Source organism: Pontivivens insulae (assembly GCF_900302495.1).
GTDB lineage: Bacteria > Pseudomonadota > Alphaproteobacteria > Rhodobacterales > Rhodobacteraceae > Pontivivens > Pontivivens insulae.
The window spans coordinates 801,069-825,057 of sequence record NZ_OMKW01000001.1; the positions used below are offsets into that span (position 1 = coordinate 801,069).

Genomic DNA, 23,989 nt, shown 5'->3' on the forward strand with positions numbered 1-23,989 from the left:
CTTCCTGCCGAAGACGTGCATGTGAACGGCGATTTGACGGCACATGGCCCGGATTGCAAGCGCTTTTGGGTTTCAACCCTGACAGATAGGGCAGTAAAAACTCGACCGTCCCGATTGAACAACACGCCCGATTTCGCCATCACATCCGGTGGTTCGACATGGTTCACCTTCTCGCCCGTAGACTGCAAAACTATGCTGAAAATAGCCAAGTTCGCCATCTGCCTGGCGGTAGTCCCGCAGGCTGGACCCGCCAGCTTCGATCGCGTCTGTCAGAACATTGCGAATCTGTGTGGTGAGAGATGAGATTTGTCGGGCCGTAACGTCACGGGCCTGCCGGGTCGGGTGGAGCCCGGTGCGCCAGAGCGCCTCACAAACGTAGATATTTCCCAGACCCGCCACGATTCGCTGATCGAGTAGTGCCGATTTGATGGGTGTCGCCCGTCCCTTCAGTTTTGCCGCCAGGTACCTGTCGTTGAAGGCGTTGTCGAACGGCTCTGGTCCGAGCACTGCAATCAGTTTGTGAGACTCAACTGTTGCAGTCGGGGCGAGGTCCATCGCGCCGAAACGTCTGGCATCGTTGAAGGTTACGCGTGTGCCGTCTTCCATGTCGAAGATGACATGGTCATGCTTTTCGGGTGCCGGATGATTATAATAGAACGCGCCCGCTTGCGTGGCCCGTTCATCGCCTTTTGCAATCAACATACGGCCCGACATGCCGAGATGGATGATAAGGGTCTCACCTGAATCGAGTTCCGCCATTAGGTACTTTGATCGTCGACCCAGTCGCAGCACGCGCTTGCCAGTCAGTCGATCTTCCATCTGAACGGGCAGCGGCCAGCGCAGATCTGGCCGACGCACCTGAGCACGCACAATCTGGCGCCCCTCCATCACGGGTGTCAGCCCACGTCGGACCGTTTCGACCTCAGGCAACTCGGGCATTGGTCATCCTGCATTTGGTGAATGTTATGGATAACCTCTGCGATGCTCCGCCGCAATCGTACGTCTGGCGCTTTCCATTACCCGGGAAATCACTAGGTTGCACAGCAATATGCCAAGTGACGGAGCGCAAGATGTCCGAGATCGAGAAGACCACACATTTCGGTTTTGAGGACGTGCCGGAGGCAGAGAAAGCAGGGCGCGTGCACGGCGTCTTCTCAAACGTCGCTTCTAAATATGATGTCATGAACGATGTGATGAGTATGGGCATCCATCGTATCTGGAAAGATGCGATGATGGATTGGCTGGCCCCACGTCCGCATCAACACATGCTTGATGTTGCGGGCGGCACGGGCGATGTGGCGTTCCGCTTCCTTAACCGCGGTGGGGGCAGGGCCACAGTCTGCGACATGACCGCTGCGATGCTGGAAGAGGGCAAGCTGCGACCAGAGGCGCAGGGCGCGCCAATGGAATGGATTGTCGGAGACGCGATGGCGCTGCCATTCGCGGATAACACATTCGACGTCTACACCATCAGCTTTGGTATTCGGAATGTCACACGGATCGAGGATGCCTTGTCCGAGGCGTACCGCGTGCTCAAGCCGGGTGGACGTTTCCTGTGCCTGGAGTTTTCGCAGATCCCCAATGATCTGATGCAGAAGGTCTATGACCTCTATTCGTTCAACATTATCCCCCGTATGGGTCAGGTGATCGCGAACGACAGCGCAAGCTACCAATACCTTGTTGAATCAATCCGTAGGTTTCCCGATCAGGACAAGTTTGCATCCATGATCCGCACCGCAGGCTTTGAGCAGGTCAAGTATCGCAATTTGACGATGGGTATCGCCGCGCTGCATTCCGGGTGGAAGATTTGAGCTTTTTCTCTGATCTCTGGCGGCTCGTTCGCACCGGCGCGACGTTCCAGCGAACGGGTGCCTTGGATGAGGCTATGCGCACGCTCGAAGCTCCGACAGGATTGCGTGTAGCGGCAAAAGTTCTGATGTGGCCCGTTCAGTGGCTGGGGGAAAAGGGCGACCCCAGTTTGCCACCTGTCGTGCGTGCAATTCAGGCGCTTGGCCCCTCATACGTGAAATTTGGACAGATCCTGTCCACCCGTCCTGATGTGACTGGCCCTGAGTTGAGCCTGCAGCTTCGTGTCTTGCAGGACAAGCTGCCGCCGTTCTCGATGGACCGCGCGCGCAGGGCCGTTGAGTTCGAACTTGGTGCACCGGTTGAGGCGCTGTTCGCTGAATTTGGCGAGCCGATTGCCGCAGCCTCGATTGCGCAGGTCCATCGTGCTGTCCGTGCCGACACCGGGGAGACGGTTGCCGTCAAAATTCAGCGCCCGGGTATCGCAAGGGCGTTCGCTCGCGATATCTCCGCCTTCTATTTCGTTGCTCGAACCATTGAGCGGTTCGCGCCCAAGACCCGCCGCCTTAAACCAACGGACGTCATTGCGCATTTCGATGGCGTCGTGCAGCAGGAGTTGGACTTTCGGCTAGAAGCCGCCGCGGCAGCAGAATTTGCTGCCAATTCAGCTGATGATGCGGGATTTAGGGTGCCCGAGGTAATTTGGGAGCTTTCCGCCTCAACCGTTATGACCTCTCAGTGGGTGACGGGCACCAATATGGGTGATGTGGAGGCGCTGCGTGCCCAAGGTATCGATATGGAAGAAATGGGCGCGCGCGTCGTTCAGGTTTTTCTGAACCATGCATTGCGAGATGGTTTCTTTCACGCCGACATGCATCAGGGAAATTTGAAGGTTGGTCCCGAGGGTGACCTGATTGCGCTCGATTTCGGCATTATGGGGCGCATCGACGCCTATACCCGGCGTGTTTTTGCCGAGATCGTCTATGGCTTTCTGCGCCAGGACTATCGCCGCGTGGCAGAGGTCCATTTCGAGGCAGGTTATGTCCCTGCAGATCGCGATATGGACGAATTTGCCCAGGCACTTCGCACGGTCGCTGCCCCGATCTTTGGACAGGATGCATCTAAGATCTCTATGGCTCGCCTCTTGGCCCATCTCTTCGACGTGACAGAGCGGTTCGGGATGGAGACTCGGCTGGAGCTGATCCTGCTACAACGCACGATGGTTGTTGTTGAAGGGGTTGGACGTTCGCTCGATCCCCGTATGAATATGTGGGAAACGTCAAAACCGGTCGTGGAGCGATATGTCCGCGACAATATCGGCCCCGGTGCCGTTGCACGCGACTTGTTCGAGACCGTGCGCATCCTATCCAGGTTTGGCCCGCTCCTTCCGCGTATGGCTGAGGAAGCGTTGATCAACCGCAATCGGGGCGAGGGTGAAAAACCCTCCCGTGGCAAATCTTCCAGTTGGGGCATCGGGCTGCTTGGCATGGGAGCGGGCGCAGGCTTTACGCTACTTGGTTTGTGGATCGCAACGCTGCTCTGATCTCGGCAACCAGCCCAGCCTGATAGGCTGCATGTCCGCGCTCGATCCGCCATTGGCAATGACACGCCATGCGCCAGTGATAGGCCGGGGCGAGATCATGCCAGGTTTCCGGATCCAGACCGGCGGTTCGGATCAAATCCCGACGCTCCGCCTCAGTCCATGGTTGCAGGCCTGCCACGATCCGCATTGCTGGCGAAACCGCAATTGCGATGTCGTGCCATGCGGTTCCGCAATTGGCCGCCTGCCAATCGATAAGCTGCAGGCCGGATGATGTTTGCACGGTATTTCCCGGCACCGGGTCGCCATGCAACTGGACCGCAGGTGAGGAGATGACAACGCGTTCCGGGGCCAGCTGCCAAAGCGACTGATCCGCACACTCTTTCAATATAGCGGTGCCGTCAGCGTGAGGATCCCGTCCGACGTCCCCAACATCGGCCGGTCTGTGCACCCTAGACAAGATCGCTCCGAGTGATTTTGCTGACACTTCACCGCCATCAGCATTCGCCCATTCGTACACCAAGACTGCCTGTCCTCGATGAGTGAACAAATCGAGCGGCGTCGGAGCGATCCCGGTTGGTGCAAAACGGTGCAATGCATCCCATTCCGCGACCGGTGCATTGGGGAATAGGGGTGATGTCTCAGCGCTCCGAAACAGTTTCACGCCGACGCGACCAACCCGCCAGACCTCGTTGGTCAATCCATCACTTTGCAGTTGCGGCTCTTCTGTCCCGTCGATGTAGCGACGGCCAATCAATTCAGTTCGGAGTGCAGAAGGTAGGGTCATTCGACAATCAAGCGGACCTGCGTGCCGGGTGCAAGGGAGCTTCCCGCAGGAATGTTGTTGAGCAATAGGAAGCGTTCGACAGCGTTGTCTTCAACTGCCATGCGGCGCGCAAGACTTGCAACCGTATCGTTTGGATCCACCGTGATCGTGCTCAGTCGGCGCGGCGCGGGGGCATTGTCGCCACCAGGTGCAAATGCCCTGGAACCGTCGAGCAGTTGATCGAGTGACGCCAGACGGGCTCGCGCACCCTGATCAGGCGGCGTCAGTGCCGCAATGCGGTACTCAGCCCCTGCTGCACGCGCCGCTATCAATCGGACCATCGTTTCCACGCCGCCCGGGGTCTGTGCGCTCGAAATGGTGTCTGAGCCAATTGAGAGCGCACCTCTGCGACCCGATGCCCCTGCCGTCATGCCCTCGCGCCTGGCCACGCCATCGGCGGCACGACGGATCAGCACTAGAAGATCGTCTGAAACAAGCAGCGCGCGATCACCGTCCGGCATTGCACTGAACTCCACTGGCAGGCGGAATGACAGTCCGGCTGATCGATCGTACAGCCGAGCCCCGCGCGCAAGAAAGCCGCTGCCGCTTTCGCTCCAGAGCAAACCGTCAGTGATTGCGAGATGCTGCCCGCGCCCCCGCTCTCCGCCGGGTGGAAACCGGGCAACATTTGTACGGGCAATGGCTAAGCGCGCGGCTGTCGGTGGATGGCGATCATAGACGCTGGGCCTCATGGCCCCCGGCGGCAAACGACCGGTTGCGATGTCGAGCTCTTCTTCGCGCAGGTACGCGGCCAATCGGTCCAGATGCGCAACCGGATCAAAGCCCGCTGCTTGCGCATACCCGATCGCGAGGTTGTCCGCATCCTGTTCCTGTGTGCGATTGAAGGCGGCCAGTTGCCGCGTGATACCATCGTTGACCTGATTGACATCAAACGGCATTCCGCCCCGAAGATCGCTTCGCGCAACCTCGATCAGCTCGTTGCGACGCCCGATCATCTGAACCGAGTGACCTGCGGTCACATGGGCGATTTCATGAGCGATGACAGCGGCAAGTTCCGCCCGATCGCGCGAGGTGCCAACCATACGGCGTGTGACAATGATGTCGCCGTTAGGCAGTGCGAACGCATTGCTGACATGGCTGTCGGCAACAATGAAGCGAAACTCGCTATGCGGCCGTCCAATGGCATCGAGTATCTCGTACCCAATGTCTTCGACATAGGATTGAATCGCCGGATCGCCGAACCGGCCACCAAGATCGTCGATCAGTTCCTGTGAGAAGCGATCGGTCCGAGAGGCGGTGATCTGAAGCGGTGCACAGCCCGCAATCATCAAGCAAAGCAATGCGGTCAGAGCAACACGCATATCCCGTCCTTTCCCCCTCAGGCAGGCTATGAGCACAGTAAGTCAGGGATCGGGCTTGGACGAAAGGCCATAATTGACGATCTTGGATCGGTGGGGCAGTGTCCGCCACGCTGGCCCCGTGGCTCAACTGGATAGAGCAGCCCCCTCCTAAGGGGCAGGTTGCAGGTTCGAATCCTGCCGGGGTCACCATTCTTTTGATACCTGACTGGCCATAAATGATGGCTTGCCGATAAATGGCGAGACATTTGTTATGAAACATTCATATGTGGGTCTGACAGCCTTTGGGACGGGAGAGAGTCGATGAGCGAGCGGATCAAGATGACTCGGGGTGATTTATATCGGCCCGGTGCTGCCGAGTTGGCAGAGGATCGGATGCGCGCCCAACTTGCGATGCAGCGCTACAATTCCACGACGCTTGCTGACGCGGCCATTCGCCGAACGATTCTGACAGATCTTTTGGGCACGCTTGGTGAGGCGGGCGCGATCCGCGCACCGTTCCGAGTGGATTACGGCTACAATATTCATCTCGGCGCAGATGTGTTCATGAATTATGGCTGCGTGCTGTTGGATGTCTGCCCGATCACGATTGGCGACAAGACGCAGATCGGGCCGGGTGTGCAGATCTATGCAGCGGACCATCCACGGGATCCTGCAGTTCGCGCGGCCGGGCTGGAGATTGGGCGCCCGGTCAGCATCGGGCGCAATGTCTGGATCGGTGGTCATGCCATTATCCTGCCCGGCGTCACGATCGGAAATGATGCAATCATCGGTGCGGGCAGTGTCGTCACCCACGATGTTCCCGCAGGCGCGACGGTCGCGGGCAATCCCGCAAGGATCATCAAATTCGCCCTTTACCGCGAAAAAGACTTCAGCGGTGCACCGACGGAGGTGCCGGCGCGCAAGACCCCAGACCCTGCTGCACCCGAAGAGCCGTCTGAGTGAGGATAAAGGCCGGGAACATTCCCGGCCTTTGAGCTATTCCAAGCCTTCGGGCTGGCCAACCACGACAAAGGTTAGCGCGTCCGCGTCAAGTAGCCGGCGTGCCACACGGGATACATCGTCAAGCGTGACCGCTTCGATCAAGCTGTTGCGGCGTTGAGTATAGTCGATACCCAACTCTCCGGCCTGCACCCCAACCAGAATATCGGCGATCTTCGCATTTGTATCAAAGCGCAGCGGATAGGCGCCGGTGAGGAAGCGTTTTGCGGCGTCCAATTCCTGTTCCGTCACACCGCCATCGGCCAGACGGGCCCACTCGGCACGGACGATCTCGATCGCCTCGGCCATGGTTTCATTCGCGGATGAAACGGACCCCAGATAGAGGGGCGCATATTCCAGCGGGGCAAGGAACGTGCTGATTCCATATGTCAGGCCGCGCTCCTCCCGCACTTCGGATGTGAGGCGCGAGGTGAAGCCGCCGCCCCCAAGGATACGGTTCATCACGAAGGCTGGGATGAAGTCCGGATCGTCGCGAGCAAGGCCGACATGTCCAAACAATGCATCAGACTGCGGCGAGGGCAGATCGAACACGTGAACTCCACCATCCAAAGCGATATCAGCGGGTTCCGGCAGCGCGAGACCACCCACGGGCAGATCGGAGACGACTGTGTCGACCAGCGCAGATGCCTCTTCTGCGGAAACAGCGCCGACCACGCTGACGAGCACGCGGTTTTGAACCAGAAGCTCGGCATGGTGCTGCGCCAGATCCTCGGTCGTGAAGGTGGTCACGCTGTCAAACGTCCCATTGGTCGGGCGCGCGTAAGGATGATCGGGGAAGGCAAGTTCGAAGAAGCGTTGTGACGCGATGCGATCCGGGTTCGTTTCCTCGGATCGAATGATGGAAAGCAATTGTGCTGTCACACGTTGCAGCGCGTCCGCGTCAAACCGCGGCTCCTGTACGGCCAGGCGCAGCAGCTCTGCCACATCCTGCCGGTTTTCCCGCAACATGGTGGCGGAGATTGTCACGCTGTCTCGATTGGCTTCAAAGGTGAAGGCGGCGGCAAGCTCTTCCAAGCGGGTTGCGAACTCGGTGTTGTCGAGATCGCCCGCACCTTCTTCCAGTAGCGACATGACCATCACTGCGAGGCCTTCCTTACCAATTGGATCGAGTGAGCTGCCCCCTTCGATCCGAATCTCAAGACTTACGATGGGGATGGAGGGTTCTTCGGTCAGCCAGAAGGTGATGCCATCTGGCGTGACAACCTCTTCAATCTCGGTTGCAGCACGCGCGGGGACGAGGCCAACAAGGAGAACGGTGATGATCAGCAGGAGGCGGGTCATTCGGATTGCTCCTCGTCGTCGGCTTCAATAGTTTGAGTTGTCACGGAGACAGGTTCGGGCTCAACATCCGGCTGAAGGAGGCTGGCCGTCACTGATCTACGAAGGTCAAGCAGGTTGCGTGCTGCGGTCATGACATCCTCTTCGGTCACGGCGGCCAGCGTGTCCGGCCAGCTCAGCACATCTTCCACGGCCAATCCGCTGGTCAGTGCCGTACCAAAGGTTCGGGCGAGACCTTGAAGACTATCACGGGCGTAAATCTCTGACGCGCGGACCTGAACCTTGATCCGTTCCAGTGCCTCCGGATCCGGCCCCTCCTCTAGAAAGCGGGCGAGGGATGCATCAAGGGCGGCCTCCGCATCTTCGAGACTCGTATCCACAGTTGGAACAACGAAGAACCCGAACGATGTCGTGTCGAGTGCGGTACCGCCGTAAAAGGCACCTGCGCTAAGGGCGATTTGCTGGTCCAGCACCAGGTCCTCGTTCAGCACGGATGTGACACCACCACCTAACAAATCAGCCAATATCGACAATGCGGCCGCTTCATCCTGAGCGCCGGCATCCCGCTCCGTCGCAAGGTATGAACGTACGATATAGGGCTGACGGACCCGTGGATCGGTATAGGACAGGCGCCGGGGCGAAAGTTGAGGCGGTTCCTGAGGCCTCACACGCTCAGGCAAACTGTCCGACGGTTCGGCAGGGCCATAATGCTCTTCGGCCAATGCAATCACTTCATCCGGTTCGACGTCACCGGCAACGATCAGGATCGCATTGTTGGGCGCATAGTAGAGATCATAGAAGTCCAACGCATCCTGCCGCGTCAGCATGTCAATCTCATGCTCCCATCCGATGATTGGAGTGCTGTAGGGATGGTTCATATAGAGCGCGGCGGTGCGCTGCTCTGCCAGCATTGCACCAGGGCTTGCATCCACGCGGCTGCGCCGCTCTTCGAGGATCACATCACGCTCGGCCAGCCAGCTATCCTCGGAAATCACGAGGTTCTGCATCCGATCTGCCTCAAGCTCCATTACGAGAGCAAGGCGATCTGCGGCAATTCGTTGGAAATAGCCAGTGTAGTCCTGAGAGGTGAACGCGTTCTCCTCCCCTCCATTCGCGGCAATAATGTCGGAAAATTCGCCATCTGGGATGGCCTCGGTTCCTTTGAACATCAGGTGCTCAAGATAGTGAGCGATCCCTGATTTTCCCGGTGGTTCATCCGCTGCGCCGACCCGGTACCAGACCATATGCGTGACCACAGGCGCGCGATTGTCCGGGATCACGACAATGTCCATTCCATTGTCGAGCGTATGGGTCGTGACCTCAATCTGCGCGGAGGAGGCCGTGGCAATCCCCGTCGCAGTCAGTGCGATCAAAAGCAATCGGATCAAGACAATTCTCCCATGTCGTGGCGCTGCCTGACAACATGGGTGCGCGTCGGCGCAAAGTCTATTGCGTCTATTCGTCCAGCGGTGCTGCGGGGGTCACAATGCCGGGATAAAGCCGACGAAGGCGGATCACTTCTTCGACAGGATCAAGCTGATCCTCCCGGTACGGGTCGCCAAGGTTAGGGATCAGCACATCGAACAGGCCTTCGGCATCGACACCTGCTGCCACGCGGGCGACATGCTCAGCCTCAATCAGCTCGCGCGTTCCCTCTGGCACATCAGTGGCGCCAGCAGCCCGTAACAGGGCAAGTTCGCCACCCGAGACCGTGACAGAGCTTTGCAGCGCCGCATTCGAACCGAAGGCCTGTGCGATAAGCACATCGACCTGCGGCTCAACCCGGCTGCGTTGGCCCGGATTTGGCGTGGGCAACGCACGTATGTCTGCTGGGATCTCAATCGGCGCACGCTCGATAACGAGGAATTCGTCCGGGCCACCCTGGGCAATGCTGAAACGCTCTAGCAGCGAACGGTTCTCATCCAGGTCATCGCCACATGCAGCAAGCGTCAGCGAAGCCGTGACGAGGCAGAGCGAAAGGCGGGCGGTTCGGGTCAGGTTCCGGGTCATGCAAATCTCTCTACGATATGCGCGGGGTGCAGTCACGCTTTCTTGTCTTCGCGATTGGTAGCAAAGATCAAGAGGGCGGCACCGGCAAAGATGAAGATGTCCGCGACGTTAAAGGTGTACGGATTGCGAATGCCGCAACAACTCATGTTCAGATAGTCCGCGACAGCACCATATTGAAAGCGGTCCCATACGTTGCCCAACGCACCCCCGATGACCAGGCCCGCTCCGATATGGATGAGCCGAGCTGACTGCCTGCGGGCCCACCAGAACAGCCACCCCGAAATCCCGAACGCGACAATGATCAGGATCCACTTTGCCGTTTCCGCATCATCGGCAAACAGCCCGAAATTGATGCCGCGATTCCAGCCCATCGCGAAGTTCAAATAGGGATCGAGGAAGATGATCACGCCTCGCTCCTTGAGGTTCATCCATTCAACGATGACGAGCTTGGAGAGGCGATCGAGGCCGAATGCGATCACGGCCCAGAGCAATAAGCGGTTCAGTGGCATGGCGGTGGCCTTACATCAGGTTTACGGCACATTGCCGCCTTGGGGTCGAAGGTCAACCATGTTGTCAGTATGACCGAGCTTTAGCGCATGTAGTATCAAGGGCGTCAGATACATCGGAAACTGATAGAGCGCGACAAACAAAGCCAAGGTCGGATCAAATGGAAGTGCGGCAAGATAGAGCGCGACGGTCCTGTTGCCCCACATAACGCCAAGTGCCCCCGCTGCGGGGCGGCCAATGCGGCGCGAACCTGTCATCACGATTGCGATACACAGGCCGAGATTGATGACGAAGGACAGCACGAGGACGCGCACCGCACGCAGCGGTTCCTCCACGACGAGCGGGCCAACACCATCAAATAGCGGGAAGACGAACGTGACCATCACACAGGCCGCTACCCCGTCAAAACGCCGTCCCAATCGCCCAATCCTCTCGCCGCCGAGCGTGGCACGGATGCCCAAAGCTAAAGTGATGCCGCCAGCGATCATTCCCGCAAGCCGCAGGGCCAGATCCAGCGATGACAGTGCGACCGGTGCGTCCAGAAAGACATCCAGCATCAGCGGACCAATCACGGGCGTTAGTATAGTGGCGAAGATGGTGACCTCGACTGCGCGCCGGGCATCGTAGCCCATCAGAAAGCAAATTCCGGCTGATGAGGCGATTGGCGGTGCCGCCGCGAAGAGGATCAGCGCGAACGCGTCGTTAGGATGCAGGAATTGCCCAATGAGCCAGGCAATTGCACCAGTGGCCGGCATCATCAGGGCGACAAGAAACAACCATTCGAAAAGGCGCCGACGGCTCAAAGCGTCCCGGGCCACCTGCGCCAGATCAATGCGCGCCATGGCCATGGCAAGGACGACGCACACCAGAAAAGGCAAGGCGGGGCGCAAAAAGCTGGCCAGGCCCGGCAGAAGCAAGGCGGCGACACATCCGAGCGCCATGACCCAACGGGCGCGCGCTCCGATCCAATCCAACACGCGGCCCATCTCAAATACCTCAAATTACTGGCCCGCATTGGGCGTCGTTTGTGCAACCTGCCACAGACGAATTGGGCGTGAACAGACGGATATGACATTCCCTGGGCCGCGACTGTCCAACCTATTCGATTATCGTGGCTGAGGTCTTGACCTTGAACGTGGGCTAGAGGCGACACTCTTGCCCCGGCTGTGGAAATTGATTGCCACTTGCGTCATTGTTCCTTCGCTGCGCTGCATCAGGCGTTGGAAAAAATTTGGGGACCGGCACATGAAAGCCCTTGTCGCGACACTAGCCGCATCGCTGATTGCGACCACAGCGATGGCGCAAAACACATCAATCACAATCGGTATGCAGCTTGAGCCACCTAATCTCGATCCTACCGGTGGTGCGGCGGCAGCCATCGATGAGGTGGTCTATGCGAATGTGTTTGAGGGGCTGACGCGCTTTGGCTCCGATGGCTCAGTCCTACCGGCGCTCGCAAGCGCTTGGGACATCAACGATGACGGCACGGTCTATACGTTCACTCTGCGCGAAGGTGTGACATTCCATGATGGATCTGATTTCGACGCGGATGATGTGGTCTTCACCCTCGACAGGGCACGCGCTGAGGACAGCACCAACGCGCAAAAGGCGCTCTTCGCAGGAATTGAAAACGTCGAGGCGCTGGCACCCAACTCCGTCCAGATCACCTTGAGCAGTCCCAGCGGAAATCTGCCTTTCAACCTCGCCTGGGGCGACGCTGTCATCGTCGCGCCTGAATCTGCGGCTGGCAATGCGACCAACCCGATTGGGACCGGTCCCTTTGTTTTTTCTGATTGGGTACAGGGCGACCGTGTAGAGCTTGCCGCGAACCCAAACTATTGGGGAGAGCCGATCGCGCTGGAGGCCGCCACATTCAAGTTCATCTCCGATCCGGTCGCTGCGTTTGCTGCGATGATGGCGGGGGATGTCGACGCATTCCCGGTCTTTCCTGCGCCTGAGAACCTGGCGCAGTTTGACGCTGACCCGCGCTTCAACGTCATCGTCGGCAGCACGGAAGGCGAGACAATCCTTGCCATGAACAACTCGGCCGAACCCTTTGCTGACCCGCTGGTGCGTGAAGCCGTGGCGCTCGCCATCAATCGGCAGGAGATCATCGACGGCGCAATGTTTGGCTTCGGCACGCCGATTGGCACGCATTTCGCGCCACATAATCCGGCTTATGTCGATTTGCTGGATCGTAGTCCCCATGATCCTGACCGGGCGCGGGAATTGCTGGCGCAAGCCGGATATGCCGATGGCTTCACAACGACGTTGAAACTGCCCCCTCCAGCCTATGCGCGCCGTGGCGGTGAAATCATCGCAGCGCAACTGCGCGCGGTTGGTATCGAGGCAGAAATCGAGAATGTTGAGTGGGCGCAATGGCTGGAACAGGTTTTCCGGGGTCGTGACTATGGCCTCACCATCGTCAGCCATACTGAGCCTATGGATATCGGTATCTATGCGCGCGAAGACTACTATTTCGCATATGCCCGCCCTGCCTTCGTCGCTTTGATGGATGCGCTGGATGTCGAAACAGATGAGGCCGCGCGGGTTGATCTGATGCAGACAGCGCAAGAGATGATCGCGGATGACTACGTCAACGCGTATCTTTTCCAATTGGCGAAGACTGGAGTGGCGAATGCGCGCATCGAGGGACTTTGGGAGAATTCCCCGACGCAAGCCATCGACCTGACGGGTGTGCGCTGGGTTCAGTGATGGCGTTGTTGTACTAAGTGCGCAGCCCCCGGCTAATAGTTGGGGGCATTTGCGCAGCTTTGGGTCCTTGACCCCACCCCGCATTTCTTGTGCGCTGCATCCGAACTGCAAGGAGCCTATCTGATGAGTTATGCCGAACTGATTGCGTTTGAAAAACAAACGCAGGCGCTGGGCCAGGTTTCGGGTCTCCTGGGGTGGGATCAGGAGGCAATCATGCCGCCTAAGGCTGGCGCACAACGGGCAGAGCAGATGGGTGCCATGGCTGCTGTCCTGCATGCCCGCCGCACCGACCCACGCATTGGGGACTGGTTGACGTCAATCGACGCGGCGGCGCTGAACCCCGCGGAAGCTGCGAACATCCGGCGTATCAGGCGTGACTGGTTGCGCAATGAGCGTATGCCAGCCGACCTTGCGGAGGAGCTGGCCAAGCTCACATCTGTCGGGCATGGGATCTGGGCACAGGCGCGCGCGGATGAAGACGTTGCTGCATTCCTGCCGACGCTGACCCGCATGGTTGCGCGGCAAAGGGAAGCGGCTGACGCGCAAAAACTCGATGATGAGACGCGCTATGATGCCTTGCTGGACGGTTACGAGCCGGGCATGCGTACCGGTCCCCTTACCGACATCCTTGGCGGATTGCGTGCTCCGCTTTCAGAGTTGCGCGCCCGCATTGCAGAGAGTGGTCATCAACCAAGGGCGCTGGAGGGTCAGTTCGATGCGGACGGCCAGATGGCCGTGGCGCGAGAGCTGGCGACTGTCTTTGGCTACGATTGGCAGGCGGGCCGTATGGATCTTGTAACCCATCCATTCTGCTCGGGCACGCTGACGGATGTGCGGATCACAACGCGCGTTGACCCGATCCGGCCCTTTGACTGTCTCTACAGTGTCGTTCACGAGGTCGGTCATGCGGTCTACGAACAAGGCCTCCCCCTGGAACATGCCCTAACCCCGGCGGGGGGGCATGTCTCGATGGGTGTGCACGAAAGCCAGAGCCGGATGCTCGAAAATCAAATGGGCCGCTCCCGTGCCTTCTGCACATTCTTGCATGGCAAGATGGTCGCGCAATTCGGCATCGACCTTGATGCCGAGCAATTCTATGCCGCGGTGAACAGGGTTGGCCCGGGCTTCATCCGGACCGAGGCGGATGAGGTACACTACAATCTGCATGTTCTGATGCGCTTCGATCTTGAGCGCGCCCTCATCATGGGCGAACTGGAGGTTAGCGATCTTGAGGCCGCCTGGAACGAACGGTTTGAGGCCGATTTCGGGGTTGCAGTTCCCCAGCCCTCTAAAGGGGTGTTGCAAGATGTCCATTGGTCGGCGGGACTGTTCGGGTATTTCCCGACATATAGCCTTGGCAACATCTATGCGGCCGCGCTCTTTGCGCGCCTTCGGGCCGCGGTTCCGTCCATCGATTCCGATCTGGAACGGGGTGAGACGACGGCCGCACTGGCGTGGTTGCGCGAGAATGTTCATCAGCATGGTTCGATCCTGACCGCACCGAACCTGATGGAGCGCGCGACCGGCGGTCCGGTCACCTCGGCACCTCTTGTCGAGTATCTGAACGCCAAATTCGGCGATCTTTACGGATTTTGATATGCGGGCATGCGCGCGCCCCGATCGGGTGATCAAGTGTTGATCTATCTGGGCAGGCGGTTCGTGTCGCTTTGCCTTACCCTTGTCGTGGCCTCGATCCTGATTTTCGGGATCATCGAAGTCCTGCCTGGCGACCCGGCGGCATTCATGTTGGGCATAAATGCGCAGCCGGAAGCGGTTGAGGCGTTACGAGATCAGCTTGGGCTCAACCAATCCCTCATCGCCCGCTATTTCGATTGGGTCGGCGGTTTGCTGATTGGGGATTTCGGGCAGAGCTACACCTACCGCGTGCCGGTTGCAGAGCTTATCGGCGATCGCATCTGGGTTAGCCTGCCGCTCGCGCTTTATGCCTTGGTGCTGTCTACCGCGATTGCTTTCCCGATTGGCATTCTTGCAGCGCTGCGGCGCGGAGGCGTGGCGGATTACGGTGTCATGGGGCTTACGCAACTTGGCATCGCGATCCCCAATTTCTGGTTTGCAATGTTTCTTGTCCTGATATTCGCCATCCAATGGCGGATTTTTCCCGCTGGTGGCTTTGTGGGCTGGGAAGACCCCGTCGCGGGGCTGATGGGTCTTACCCTTCCGGCCATTGCGCTGGCACTGCCACAGGCCAGTATCCTGGCGCGGATCATGCGCTCTGCCCTGATCGAAACATTGGACGAAGACTACATCCGAACGGCGAGGGCAAAGGGTCAGAGCCGTCGGGGCGTGATCTGGCACCATGCATTGCGCAACGCCATGATCCCGGTGCTTACGATCATCGGCCTTCAGTTCTCTTTCCTTTTGGCCGGGGCCATCATTATCGAGAACGTCTTTTATCTGCCGGGTTTGGGGCGTCTGCTGTTCCAGGCGATTACCCAACGCGATCTGATCGTGGTCGAGGGGGCCGTCATGCTCCTGGTCTTTTCCGTGGTTGTCGTGACATTCGCCGTCGATATGGCTTACGCGCTGGTCGATCCGAGGTTGCGACGATGAGGTGGCCGGTTTCCCTGATTGTGGGCGCGGCCTTTTCGGTCGTCTTCGCCGCTCTTGCCCTGATCAGTTTTCTCTGGACCCCCTACGACGTCGACGTTTTGTCGATCCCTGATCGCATGCAAGCCCCGAGTGGCGCGCATTGGCTGGGAACGGATCATCTGGGCCGCGATATCGCGTCAATGCTGATGGTTGGTGCGCGCACCTCTATCGCAGTCGCGATTGCTGCTGTGGGTATTGGGATGGGGGTCGGTGTCCCACTGGGCCTTTGGGCAGCGGCCCGGCGGGGCGGCCTGTTGGACGAGGTCATCATGCGCGGCAACGACCTCATCTTTGCCTTTCCGTCGATCCTGATTGCGATCCTCATCACTGCGCTGGCCGGTCCCAGTGTCTGGAACGCGATCCTTGCCATCGGCATTTTCAACATCCCTGTGTTCGCGCGCCTGAGCCGAGGCGCGGCGCTGAGCCTGTGGAGCCGTGAGTTCATCATGGCGGCCCGTGTCGCGGGCAAGGGTGCGGTGCATATCAGCGCGGAACATATCCTGCCAAACATCGCAAACCTGCTGATTGTGCAGGGAACCATACAGTTTTCCGTTGGCATTCTGGTCGAAGCGGCATTGTCCTATGTCGGACTTGGCGCTCAACCTCCACTGCCAAGCTGGGGTCGCATGCTTGCAGATGCCCAGACGCTCATTTCAATCGCACCGCATATGGCTCTGTTCCCCGGCCTTGCCATCGTGATCTGCGTGCTTGGGCTGAACCTGATGGGCGACGGTCTGCGTGATTTGTTCGACCCTAAGCTAAAGCAGGGCCGGGTGTGATGTCGTTGTTGGACGTGAGAAACCTGTCGCTGCGCGTCGGCGCCAACACTCTCCTGAAGGACGTCAGCTTCAGGGTCTCTAGGGGTGAGATCTTCGGCCTGGTGGGCGAAAGTGGTTCAGGCAAGTCACTAACAGCACTGTCGATCATGCAGCTTTTGCCGGATGGGATGCATCAAAGCGGAACGATCGCACTAGACGGAGAGATGCTGAGCGATCTTTCGGAACGGGAAATGTGCAAACGGCGTGGGCGCGACGTGGCCATGGTGTTTCAGGAACCGATGACGGCCCTCAATCCACTGCACACGATTGGCCAGCAGGTCGCAGAATCGATTGAGCTGCACAGCCGCGTTGGGCGGCGTGAGGCGCTGGGGAAAGCGGCCGACGTGTTGGAACGTGTCGGCCTCGGGCATATTCCTCTGACCCGCTATCCACATGAATTGTCAGGTGGCCAGCGCCAGCGCGTTGTGATCGCGCTGGCCATCGCCCTCCGTCCGAAGGTGCTTATTGCGGATGAGCCGACGACGGCACTCGACGTGACAACGCAGGCCGGGATACTGGACCTGCTGAGCAAACTCGTCCGCGAAGACGGCATGGCGATGATCCTGATCACCCATGATCTTGCAGTGGTCCACGATATGGCCGACCGCGTGGCGATCATGGAGAAGGGGCGCGTTGCTGAAACCGGCGTCACATCGCAAGTTCTGAAGGCGCCCGGACAGGACTACACCCGCGCACTGATCGCAGCGTCCAGCCATGCGCCACTCAGGCCGCCGCGTGACGGGACTCAGGTGGTGATGCAGGCGCGCGACGTCGTGCGGGACTATGCGCTTCCCCGCCGTAACCCCTTTTCCGTGCGCCCGACCTTTCGAGCCGTAGATCACGTCAAGTTTGAACTCCGAAAGGGCGAGAATCTGGGTCTCGTCGGCGAAAGTGGTTCAGGAAAGTCAACGCTGACCCGTGCGCTGTTGGGGTTGGAGCCGGTGCAGGGCGGTTCGATCGAGCTTGGCGGGAAGTTGATGGATATGGACGCCGCGCGTGACCTTCGCCGGCGGATCGGGATCGTATTCCAGGACCCGTTTGGAAGCTTCAACCCACGACATACCGTCGCGCGGTTGGTGGCAGAACCATTTCATCTGCTTGACCGCCGACCATCCAAGGCAGAGCAGCGCGCCGCGGTGGGTGAGATGTTGGAAAGCGTGGGACTGAACGCGACCGACATGGATCGCCACATCCATGCATTTTCAGGTGGCCAGCGGCAGCGGATCGCCATTGCGCGCGCATTGATCATCCGGCCAGAGATTGTCGTGCTGGATGAAGCTGTCAGCGCATTGGATGTACAGGTGCGCGCTCAAATCCTCGACCTGTTGGCTGAGCTTTCAGATCGGTTTGATGTGTCCTACCTCTTCGTCAGCCACGACCTGAGCGTTGTCAGAGCTATTACGGATCGCGTGCTGGTCATGAAAGATGGAGCTATTGTTGAGCAGGGAGATACTGCCCAAGTCTTTGCGAAACCGTCCCATGCCTATACGCGACAGCTTATCGATGCAGTGCCGAAGCTGCCAATTTGAGTGCGAATAGGGTCTAGTCGATCAGGATAGAAGACAGGTCGCGCGCCGCAGCCTTGAGCCTGTCGAGATTCAACAGGGCGTCATCAAGGGAAAGTCGCTGGACAGGCGCATGAAAGCTGAGCGTAGAGACAAGACGCCCATCGGCATCATCAATCGCCACTCCAACGGCAATCATGCCTTCCATGAACTCTTCATTGTCGACGGAGTAGCCTTGTGTCCGTATGGCCTTCATCTCACTCATGATGGCATCAGGGTCGATCAATGTCGCCTCTGTCCGTTTTTCCATCGGTGTCGTGCGCAAGTAGCTGCTGAGATGGTGTTCGCTCAGCGTGCTCAGATACATCTTGCCCGACGCCGTGCAGTGAAGTGGAACACGCGTACCGACTGGAAGCTGGATGCGCAGGGGCCATGTCGTCTCAACCCGGTCGAGGTAGAGCATACAATCCCGGTCAGGAAGGGCGATGTTGCAGGTCTCGCCGATTTCTTCGGCCAACCGGTTCAGCACGGCCATGCGTGCCGTTCTGATCCGCAGGCTCGAAAGGATACCGGCGGAGAGAGAGCGTAACCTGCGCCCGGGGGAATAGGCTCGTCCGTCAATGTCTCGCTGGATGAAACCCTCAGATTCGAGGGTGGTGAACAGACGGTGGATCGTTGGCTTGGGCAGACCCAACTCTCTGTTCACCTCGGTCGGGGTCACCGGAACCCCGGCCGAGGCCATTTCTTCAAGAACCATCAGAAGGCGCAAATTGGTGGGTATGTTGCCCTTGTCCTCTGCGCCATCTGCCATTTTCCGGTTTCCTTAAATTTGCGGAACCAGCATCAAGGCCAGTTGCGGCGTCAACGCCACGATGAACCAGATGCTGATCAATGCGATCAGATAAGGAACTGTGTATTTCAGAAGCCGGAAATAGGGAACACCTGTCACACCAGAGGCCACATAGAGGTTCAGACCATATGGTGGCGTGATGAAACCAATCGACGCGCCGACCAGGAAGATCACCGAGAAGTGGACCGGATCAATACCAACGCTGGCTGCAATTGGCGCCAGGATTGGGGCCAGAATGATCGTCACGGGGAGCGACTCTAGGATCATGCCAGAGAAGAACACGATCACCATGGATGTGAACAGAACCGCGTAATAGCCGCCCATGCCGGTCACGAAGTTGCCAATGGTTTCCTGTGCACCCAGCAGCGAGAGGTTTTGCTGCATCACGACCGAAATCCCGATCAGCGGTGCGAGGATGCCTGTGATCTGGGCAGACCGCACAACGATGGACGGGATCTGTGGGATCGTGAAGCCCTCAACGACCAGCATGTCGGCAAAGCCTTTCTGCTCGATCGGGGTGTTTGAGTCGTTCTTCATGATCTTGTTCAGCGGATAGCAGATCACCCCGACGATCAGGCAGAAACCAACCGTCACGGCCGCTGCTTCGGTTGGAGAGAACTTGCCGGTGTAGATGCCCCAAAGCACCAGCCCGATGGCAAAGAAGCCCAACCATGCGCCGAATCCGGTCTTCAGGATGCGGTTCAGGTTCAGCGGGATCAGGTGGCCCCAGCCGTTCATGCGGCAGATCAGCCAGCATGCGAACTGCATGGCAAAGACCATCAGTGCGCCGGGAAGAATGCCTGCGATGAACAGTTCGGAGATCGAGAGGTTCATCAGGTAGCCATAGACAATGAAGATGATCGAGGGCGGGATAATGATCCCGACCGTGCCACCCGCGGCTGCCGTCGCGGCAGAGAACCGCTCATCATAGCCGCCATTGACCATCTCAGGGTGCAGCATCGAGCCGATGGTTGCCGTTGTCGCGGAGTTGGAGCCGGAGATCGCCGCGAACAGGCCGCAAGCGCCGATCGCAGCCATGGCGAGACCGCCTCTTAGCCATCCCAAACAGGCATAAGCGAAATCTGATAACCGTTTCGCGATACCCGATTGGTTGATCAGATCCCCCGTCAGGATGAAGAGCGGCATGGCCAACAGTGCAAAGCCCTTGGAGAACACATTACCAAGCTCTGCACCGATATTGTCGAGCGGCGTGCCAAGCACAAATGTTGTACCGACCACCCAATAGGCGATGATGAGGAAGACCGGCACGCCCAGCATGAACAGGAAGGTCACGCCGACAGAGATAAGTGTGATTATGGTTCCGTCAGACATCAGACATCCCCCCCGATAACAGCTTGTTTGATCAGCGGCTCGCCGCTGCGATAGTTGCGATAGTCATCGCGCCAGTTCTGAAAGACCCGTCCTGCCATCAGGATAAAGGCAATCGGAACCGCGATCAGATACCACCACTTCAGCACGTTGTCGGTGCCTTCGAGAATTTGGAAATTGCTTGCGGATTGTGCGGCAACACGGCTCGCTGTCACCACAACGATGACGCAGAAGCCAAGCCAGAGGACAGCATCCATGCTGAGGCACAGGAACTGCATCTTGCGGTTCATGTTCGTGCGGAACTCGCTAAAGGCCAGATGCGTACGCAGCCGGATGTTGTAGGAGCACCCGAACCACGCCATGACCAGAAACAGGACGGGTGGGAATGTCGTTGACCACGGAGCCTGCACCGACAGAACGAACCGCCGAAAGACCTCCACGAAAATGATGATCGCGATCAAAAGGTACGAATACACCATGATCGAACGTTCCAGATGCCGATCAATCCAAGGAACGGCGGTGTAAAGCACCATGACGAGGAGGCCGCCCAAGACGGTCGCGATCGTCCCGGTGATCCAGGCTCCTTCAGTTTTCAGCGCTGTGGTCAGTGTCCACGAATCTCCGCTGAACATCGCTGTCACGACGTTGAGCGCGTCTGCCAACAGGGACATTGGCTCCTCCCGGTGATTATAGAAGTGGCCCGACTAAAGCGGGCCTTGCGTTTCAGTTTCTACTGATGCGTCAGCCCTCGCAAGGAGGGCTGACACGTCTTCAGGGAAATTGTCGGTCGAAACCGATTAGCTGCGCCACCAGCGGCGGGGCTCAACGTTCTCGGGCAGCATGTCTGCCGGAACCTCACGCGCGATGTCGTAGATTTCCTGATAGGTGTCGATGCCGCCGGCCCAACCGTTGAGACGCTCACGCCACTGCTCCCAGAGCTGCGGCTGGAACTCGGGCGAACACATTTCCTCGGCCTTGCGGATCTCGTCGTCCGACAGGAACGCACAACGCACGTCGTTCTCTGCGAAGATCGTACCCGGAAGCTGCGGATCGGAGAAGCCGACTGTTTTGACGAGTGCTGCTTCGTTTGCCGCCTGAACGTGGGTCTGCGCCCAGTAGGAGGATTCCAGAACCGCGTCCTGCAGGTCGCCGCCGAGGCTGTCGAAGACAGAGGCGGACATGGACGTGTGCTCGGTGCCGCAGAAGAACTTGAGGTCCACACACTGGGACACCACTGGCGACATACCAGCATATGCCACAGCGGAGGCCCAAGTCTCTGCGCCGTCGATCAGACCCTGACGCAGACCGTCGAGGGTCTCTTCCCACGCGACCGGAACAGGGTTCAGGTTCAGTGCTTCCATTGCGATCCGGCCCAACTGGGTGCCGGTGACACGGTTCTTGGTGCCAAACAGCTCTTCGATCGAGGTGACCGTTGGCTTGTCCGCGAAGCTCTGGCCCAGCTGAATGCCGCGCAATTCTGCATGCGAGAAGAGGAACTTCAGGCCGTGACGCTGCTCCAGCGGATCGCGCAGAATACGCTGGGACTCAGGCGAGTAGAGGAAGTGGTACTGCGACGCACGACCCGGGAACATGTACGCATAGTCCAGAACGTTCAGGTAGGGCGCGCCACCTGCGGAATTCTGCGTGGATGCAGCATAGATGTCGACGATGCCCTGCTGCGTCTTCTCAACGCAGGATGTCTGGCCGCAGATCTGGTTGTCGCCGATGAATTCGATGCGAATCTCGCCGTCCGTACGTGCTTCGATGTCACGTGCGAATTCCAGTGCGCCTGCGCGCTCGATCAACAGGTTGCGTGCGTTGAAACCTGCGGCGCCAAACTTCAGCGTGAAGCGTGCTTCACGGCCGAAACGGCGGTCATAGGTTGATTCTGCCGCTTTCGCGAGTTCCGCGATGCTCATCGCACCACCGAACGTGCCGGCAGCCATGAGTGTTGAACTCATGCCATATTGTCCGGCAAGCTTGAACAAATCGCGTCGATTGATGCGACTCAACTTTTGGCTGACTTTCATGGTCATTCCTCCCTTTAAACACGATCATTTTTCAATAATGATACTTGTGGTCTCAATTTGAAGCATGTATCAAAACATGACGCAAGGAAAACTTGCCAAAGAAAATTAAAACACCATGGGGAGTGAAGGTTATGACCGTCCAGGAGGCTGATTATATCGTCATCGGCGCTGGCTCTGCCGGGTGCGTTTTGGCCAATCGTCTCAGCGCTGATCCAGCGAATCGCGTTGTGTTATTGGAAGCCGGTGGACGAGACTGGAATCCTTGGATCCACATCCCGGTTGGCTACTTCAAGACAATGCACAATCCGTCTGTGGACTGGTGTTACAAGACCGAACCCGATCCCGGCCTCAATGGGCGGCGCCTCGATTGGCCGCGCGGCAAGGTGCTGGGCGGTTCTTCATCATTGAACGGTCTTCTCTATGTGCGCGGCCAGGCGGAAGATTATGACCGCTGGCGGCAAATGGGCAATTCGGGTTGGGCTTGGGAAGATGTCCTGCCGCTCTTCAAACGTGCTGAGGATCAGGAGCGTGGTGAAGACGAGTACCACGGTGTCGGTGGTCCACTTTCAGTCTCGAACATGCGCATTCAACGTCCCATTTGTGACGCTTGGGTCGCGGCGGCACAGGCCGCCGGGTATCCCTTCAATCCTGACTATAATGGTGCTGAGCAAGAGGGGGTCGGCTATTTCCAGCTGACCACCCGCAATGGTCGACGCTGTTCGGCCGCTGTCGCGTATCTCAATCCGGCGCGCAGCCGCGACAACCTTGAGATCATAACAAACGCACAGGTTCAGAAAATCGAGCTGGATGGCCGACGTGCCAGCGCGGTGGTCTGGCGGGACAAGTCCGGTGCGTTGCAAAAAATCAAGGCACGGCGGGAAATCGTGCTGAGTTCCGGTGCGATCGGATCACCCCAAATCTTGATGCTGTCGGGCATCGGTGACGCAGATCATCTGCGCGACAATGGTATCTCGCCGCTTCACGATCTTCAGGGTGTTGGCAAGAACCTTCAGGATCACCTACAGGCGCGTCTGGTTTACAAATGCAATGAGCCTACGCTGAATGATGAAGTTCGCTCGCTCCTCAATCAGGCGCGGATCGCATTAAAATATGCGATGTTCCGTGCCGGGCCGATGACGATGGCAGCCAGCCTGGCCACAGGGTTCATGAAGACGTCGCCGGATGTTGCGACCCCGGATATTCAATTCCACGTACAGCCATGGTCTGCGGACAGTCCGGGCGAGGGCGTGCATCCATTCTCGGCCTTTACCATGTCGGTCTGTCAGCTTCGGCCTGAAAGCCGTGGAGAGATCAAGCTCTCGGGCCCTGATCCGATGGCCTATCCAAAGATCCATCCGAACTACCTGGCGACCGAGACGGATTGCCGGACGATCGTTGAAGGGGTGAACATCGCCCGCCGCATCGCCCGACATGCGCCGCTCGATTCGAAGATTGCAGAGGAGTTCCGGCCCACCGCTGCACTCTCCATGGATGACTACGAAGGCACGCTCGATTGGGCGCGCAACAACTCGTCCTCGATCTATCACCCGACAGGTACGTGTAAGATGGGGTCCGGTCCCGGAGCCGTTGTAGATGAGCGTTTGCGCGTGCACGGGATCGACGGTCTACGGGTCGCCGATTGCTCGATCATGCCCGAGATCGTGTCAGGAAATACTAATGCACCGGCCATCATGATCGGTGAAAAAGCGAGTGATCTCATGCTCGAAGATGCTCGCGTCCCGGCCTGATTTGTCTGGCCTTATGCCTAATCGCGTCTGGCCCTACCGGGCGGCGCACCAAAATACTCTTGATCCGGCAAGACTGATCCAGCCGGATTTCTCGAA

General features: G+C 58.5%; 21 protein-coding genes and 1 tRNA gene. 10 read left to right on the forward strand and 12 right to left on the reverse strand.

The features are described from left to right. Positions 1 to 72 precede the first annotated feature (72 nt). A complete protein-coding gene (mutM, locus tag POI8812_RS03690) occupies positions 73 to 939 on the reverse strand; it encodes a bifunctional DNA-formamidopyrimidine glycosylase/DNA-(apurinic or apyrimidinic site) lyase (protein WP_108781151.1) in 867 nt (288 codons plus the stop codon). Positions 940 to 1,070: 131 nt separating this feature from the next. Between mutM and ubiE the strand changes: the two genes are divergently transcribed. Continuing rightward, positions 1,071 to 1,811 carry a bifunctional demethylmenaquinone methyltransferase/2-methoxy-6-polyprenyl-1,4-benzoquinol methylase UbiE gene (gene ubiE / locus POI8812_RS03695; protein ID WP_108781152.1) on the forward strand — a complete coding sequence of 247 codons (741 nt, stop codon included), beginning with the start codon at positions 1,071 to 1,073 and terminating at the stop codon, positions 1,809 to 1,811. After that, positions 1,799 to 3,349, forward strand: a complete 1,551-nt coding sequence (ubiB, locus tag POI8812_RS03700; RefSeq protein ID WP_370739566.1) for a 2-polyprenylphenol 6-hydroxylase — start codon at positions 1,799 to 1,801, stop codon at positions 3,347 to 3,349. Before ubiE ends, ubiB begins: the two co-directional genes overlap by 13 nt. Here the strand turns inward: ubiB and POI8812_RS03705 are convergent. Both POI8812_RS03705 and POI8812_RS03710 read right to left on the reverse strand, forming a co-directional pair. Then, positions 3,312 to 4,133 carry a phosphotransferase gene (locus POI8812_RS03705; RefSeq protein ID WP_108781154.1) on the reverse strand — a complete coding sequence of 274 codons (822 nt, stop codon included), beginning with the start codon at positions 4,131 to 4,133 and terminating at the stop codon, positions 3,312 to 3,314. The two genes, ubiB and POI8812_RS03705, sit on opposite strands and share 38 nt — an antisense overlap. Further along, entirely contained in the window at positions 4,130 to 5,494 is a 1,365-nt protein-coding gene (locus POI8812_RS03710) for a M48 family metalloprotease (protein ID WP_108781155.1), read from the reverse strand. The genes POI8812_RS03705 and POI8812_RS03710 overlap by 4 nt, the downstream gene beginning before the upstream one ends. 112 nt (positions 5,495 to 5,606) lie before the next feature. Between POI8812_RS03710 and POI8812_RS03715 the strand changes: the two genes are divergently transcribed. Continuing rightward, positions 5,607 to 5,683, forward strand: a tRNA-Arg gene (locus POI8812_RS03715). A gap of 111 nt (positions 5,684 to 5,794) precedes the next feature. Then, positions 5,795 to 6,436: a sugar O-acetyltransferase gene (locus POI8812_RS03720; protein ID WP_108781156.1), complete on the forward strand. Its 642-nt coding sequence runs from the start codon at positions 5,795 to 5,797 to the stop codon at positions 6,434 to 6,436. Positions 6,437 to 6,469: 33 nt separating this feature from the next. Here POI8812_RS03720 and POI8812_RS03725 read toward each other — a convergent pair whose 3' ends face one another. The 5 genes from POI8812_RS03725 to POI8812_RS03745 form a co-directional block, all read right to left on the reverse strand. After that, positions 6,470 to 7,774, reverse strand: coding sequence for a M16 family metallopeptidase (locus tag POI8812_RS03725; RefSeq protein WP_108781157.1), 1,305 nt, complete (start codon positions 7,772 to 7,774; stop codon positions 6,470 to 6,472). Then, complete coding sequence (locus tag POI8812_RS03730) at positions 7,771 to 9,165, reverse strand: M16 family metallopeptidase (protein WP_181377184.1); 1,395 nt, start codon at positions 9,163 to 9,165, stop codon at positions 7,771 to 7,773. The genes POI8812_RS03725 and POI8812_RS03730 overlap by 4 nt, the downstream gene beginning before the upstream one ends. Before the next feature lie 61 nt (positions 9,166 to 9,226). Beyond that, positions 9,227 to 9,781: a DUF3035 domain-containing protein gene (locus POI8812_RS03735; protein WP_108781158.1), complete on the reverse strand. Its 555-nt coding sequence runs from the start codon at positions 9,779 to 9,781 to the stop codon at positions 9,227 to 9,229. Between the two features lie 32 nt (positions 9,782 to 9,813). Further along, positions 9,814 to 10,290 carry a signal peptidase II gene (lspA, locus tag POI8812_RS03740; protein WP_108781159.1) on the reverse strand — a complete coding sequence of 159 codons (477 nt, stop codon included), beginning with the start codon at positions 10,288 to 10,290 and terminating at the stop codon, positions 9,814 to 9,816. 21 nt (positions 10,291 to 10,311) lie between these two features. Beyond that, a complete protein-coding gene (locus POI8812_RS03745; protein ID WP_108781160.1) occupies positions 10,312 to 11,274 on the reverse strand; it encodes a hypothetical protein in 963 nt (320 codons plus the stop codon). Positions 11,275 to 11,533: 259 nt separating this feature from the next. On the opposite strand from POI8812_RS03745, the gene POI8812_RS03750 reads away from it, so the two are divergent. The 5 genes from POI8812_RS03750 (at position 11,534) to POI8812_RS03770 (ending at position 17,960) form a co-directional block, all read left to right on the forward strand. After that, positions 11,534 to 13,003, forward strand: coding sequence for an ABC transporter substrate-binding protein (locus tag POI8812_RS03750; protein WP_108781161.1), 1,470 nt, complete (start codon positions 11,534 to 11,536; stop codon positions 13,001 to 13,003). A gap of 123 nt (positions 13,004 to 13,126) precedes the next feature. After that, positions 13,127 to 14,599: a carboxypeptidase M32 gene (locus tag POI8812_RS03755; protein WP_306438837.1), complete on the forward strand. Its 1,473-nt coding sequence runs from the start codon at positions 13,127 to 13,129 to the stop codon at positions 14,597 to 14,599. Positions 14,600 to 14,608: 9 nt separating this feature from the next. After that, complete coding sequence (locus POI8812_RS03760; protein WP_370739567.1) at positions 14,609 to 15,574, forward strand: ABC transporter permease; 966 nt, start codon at positions 14,609 to 14,611, stop codon at positions 15,572 to 15,574. Further along, the gene (locus POI8812_RS03765) at positions 15,571 to 16,392 is read left to right on the forward strand and encodes an ABC transporter permease (RefSeq protein ID WP_108781162.1); all 822 of its coding nucleotides are present in this window, start codon (positions 15,571 to 15,573) and stop codon (positions 16,390 to 16,392) included. The genes POI8812_RS03760 and POI8812_RS03765 overlap by 4 nt, the downstream gene beginning before the upstream one ends. Then, positions 16,392 to 17,960 carry an ABC transporter ATP-binding protein gene (locus POI8812_RS03770; protein WP_108781163.1) on the forward strand — a complete coding sequence of 523 codons (1,569 nt, stop codon included), beginning with the start codon at positions 16,392 to 16,394 and terminating at the stop codon, positions 17,958 to 17,960. Before POI8812_RS03765 ends, POI8812_RS03770 begins: the two co-directional genes overlap by 1 nt. A 13-nt stretch (positions 17,961 to 17,973) precedes the next feature. Here POI8812_RS03770 and POI8812_RS03775 read toward each other — a convergent pair whose 3' ends face one another. The 4 genes from POI8812_RS03775 to POI8812_RS03790 all read right to left on the reverse strand — a co-directional run bounded on the left by POI8812_RS03775 (position 17,974) and on the right by POI8812_RS03790 (position 22,145). Then, positions 17,974 to 18,747 (reverse strand): IclR family transcriptional regulator, encoded by a 774-nt coding sequence (locus POI8812_RS03775; protein WP_108781164.1) that lies wholly within the window; start codon positions 18,745 to 18,747, stop codon positions 17,974 to 17,976. Positions 18,748 to 18,759: 12 nt separating this feature from the next. Continuing rightward, positions 18,760 to 20,118 carry a TRAP transporter large permease gene (locus tag POI8812_RS03780; RefSeq protein WP_108781165.1) on the reverse strand — a complete coding sequence of 453 codons (1,359 nt, stop codon included), beginning with the start codon at positions 20,116 to 20,118 and terminating at the stop codon, positions 18,760 to 18,762. Then, positions 20,118 to 20,786: a TRAP transporter small permease gene (locus POI8812_RS03785; RefSeq protein ID WP_108781166.1), complete on the reverse strand. Its 669-nt coding sequence runs from the start codon at positions 20,784 to 20,786 to the stop codon at positions 20,118 to 20,120. The genes POI8812_RS03780 and POI8812_RS03785 overlap by 1 nt, the downstream gene beginning before the upstream one ends. 126 nt (positions 20,787 to 20,912) lie before the next feature. Next, positions 20,913 to 22,145, reverse strand: coding sequence for a TRAP transporter substrate-binding protein (locus tag POI8812_RS03790; protein WP_108781167.1), 1,233 nt, complete (start codon positions 22,143 to 22,145; stop codon positions 20,913 to 20,915). A 131-nt stretch (positions 22,146 to 22,276) separates the two neighbouring features. Here POI8812_RS03790 and POI8812_RS03795 point away from each other — a divergent pair, with 131 nt between their 5' ends. After that, entirely contained in the window at positions 22,277 to 23,893 is a 1,617-nt protein-coding gene (locus POI8812_RS03795) for a GMC family oxidoreductase (protein ID WP_108781168.1), read from the forward strand. The last annotated feature ends 96 nt before the right edge of the window (positions 23,894 to 23,989 follow it).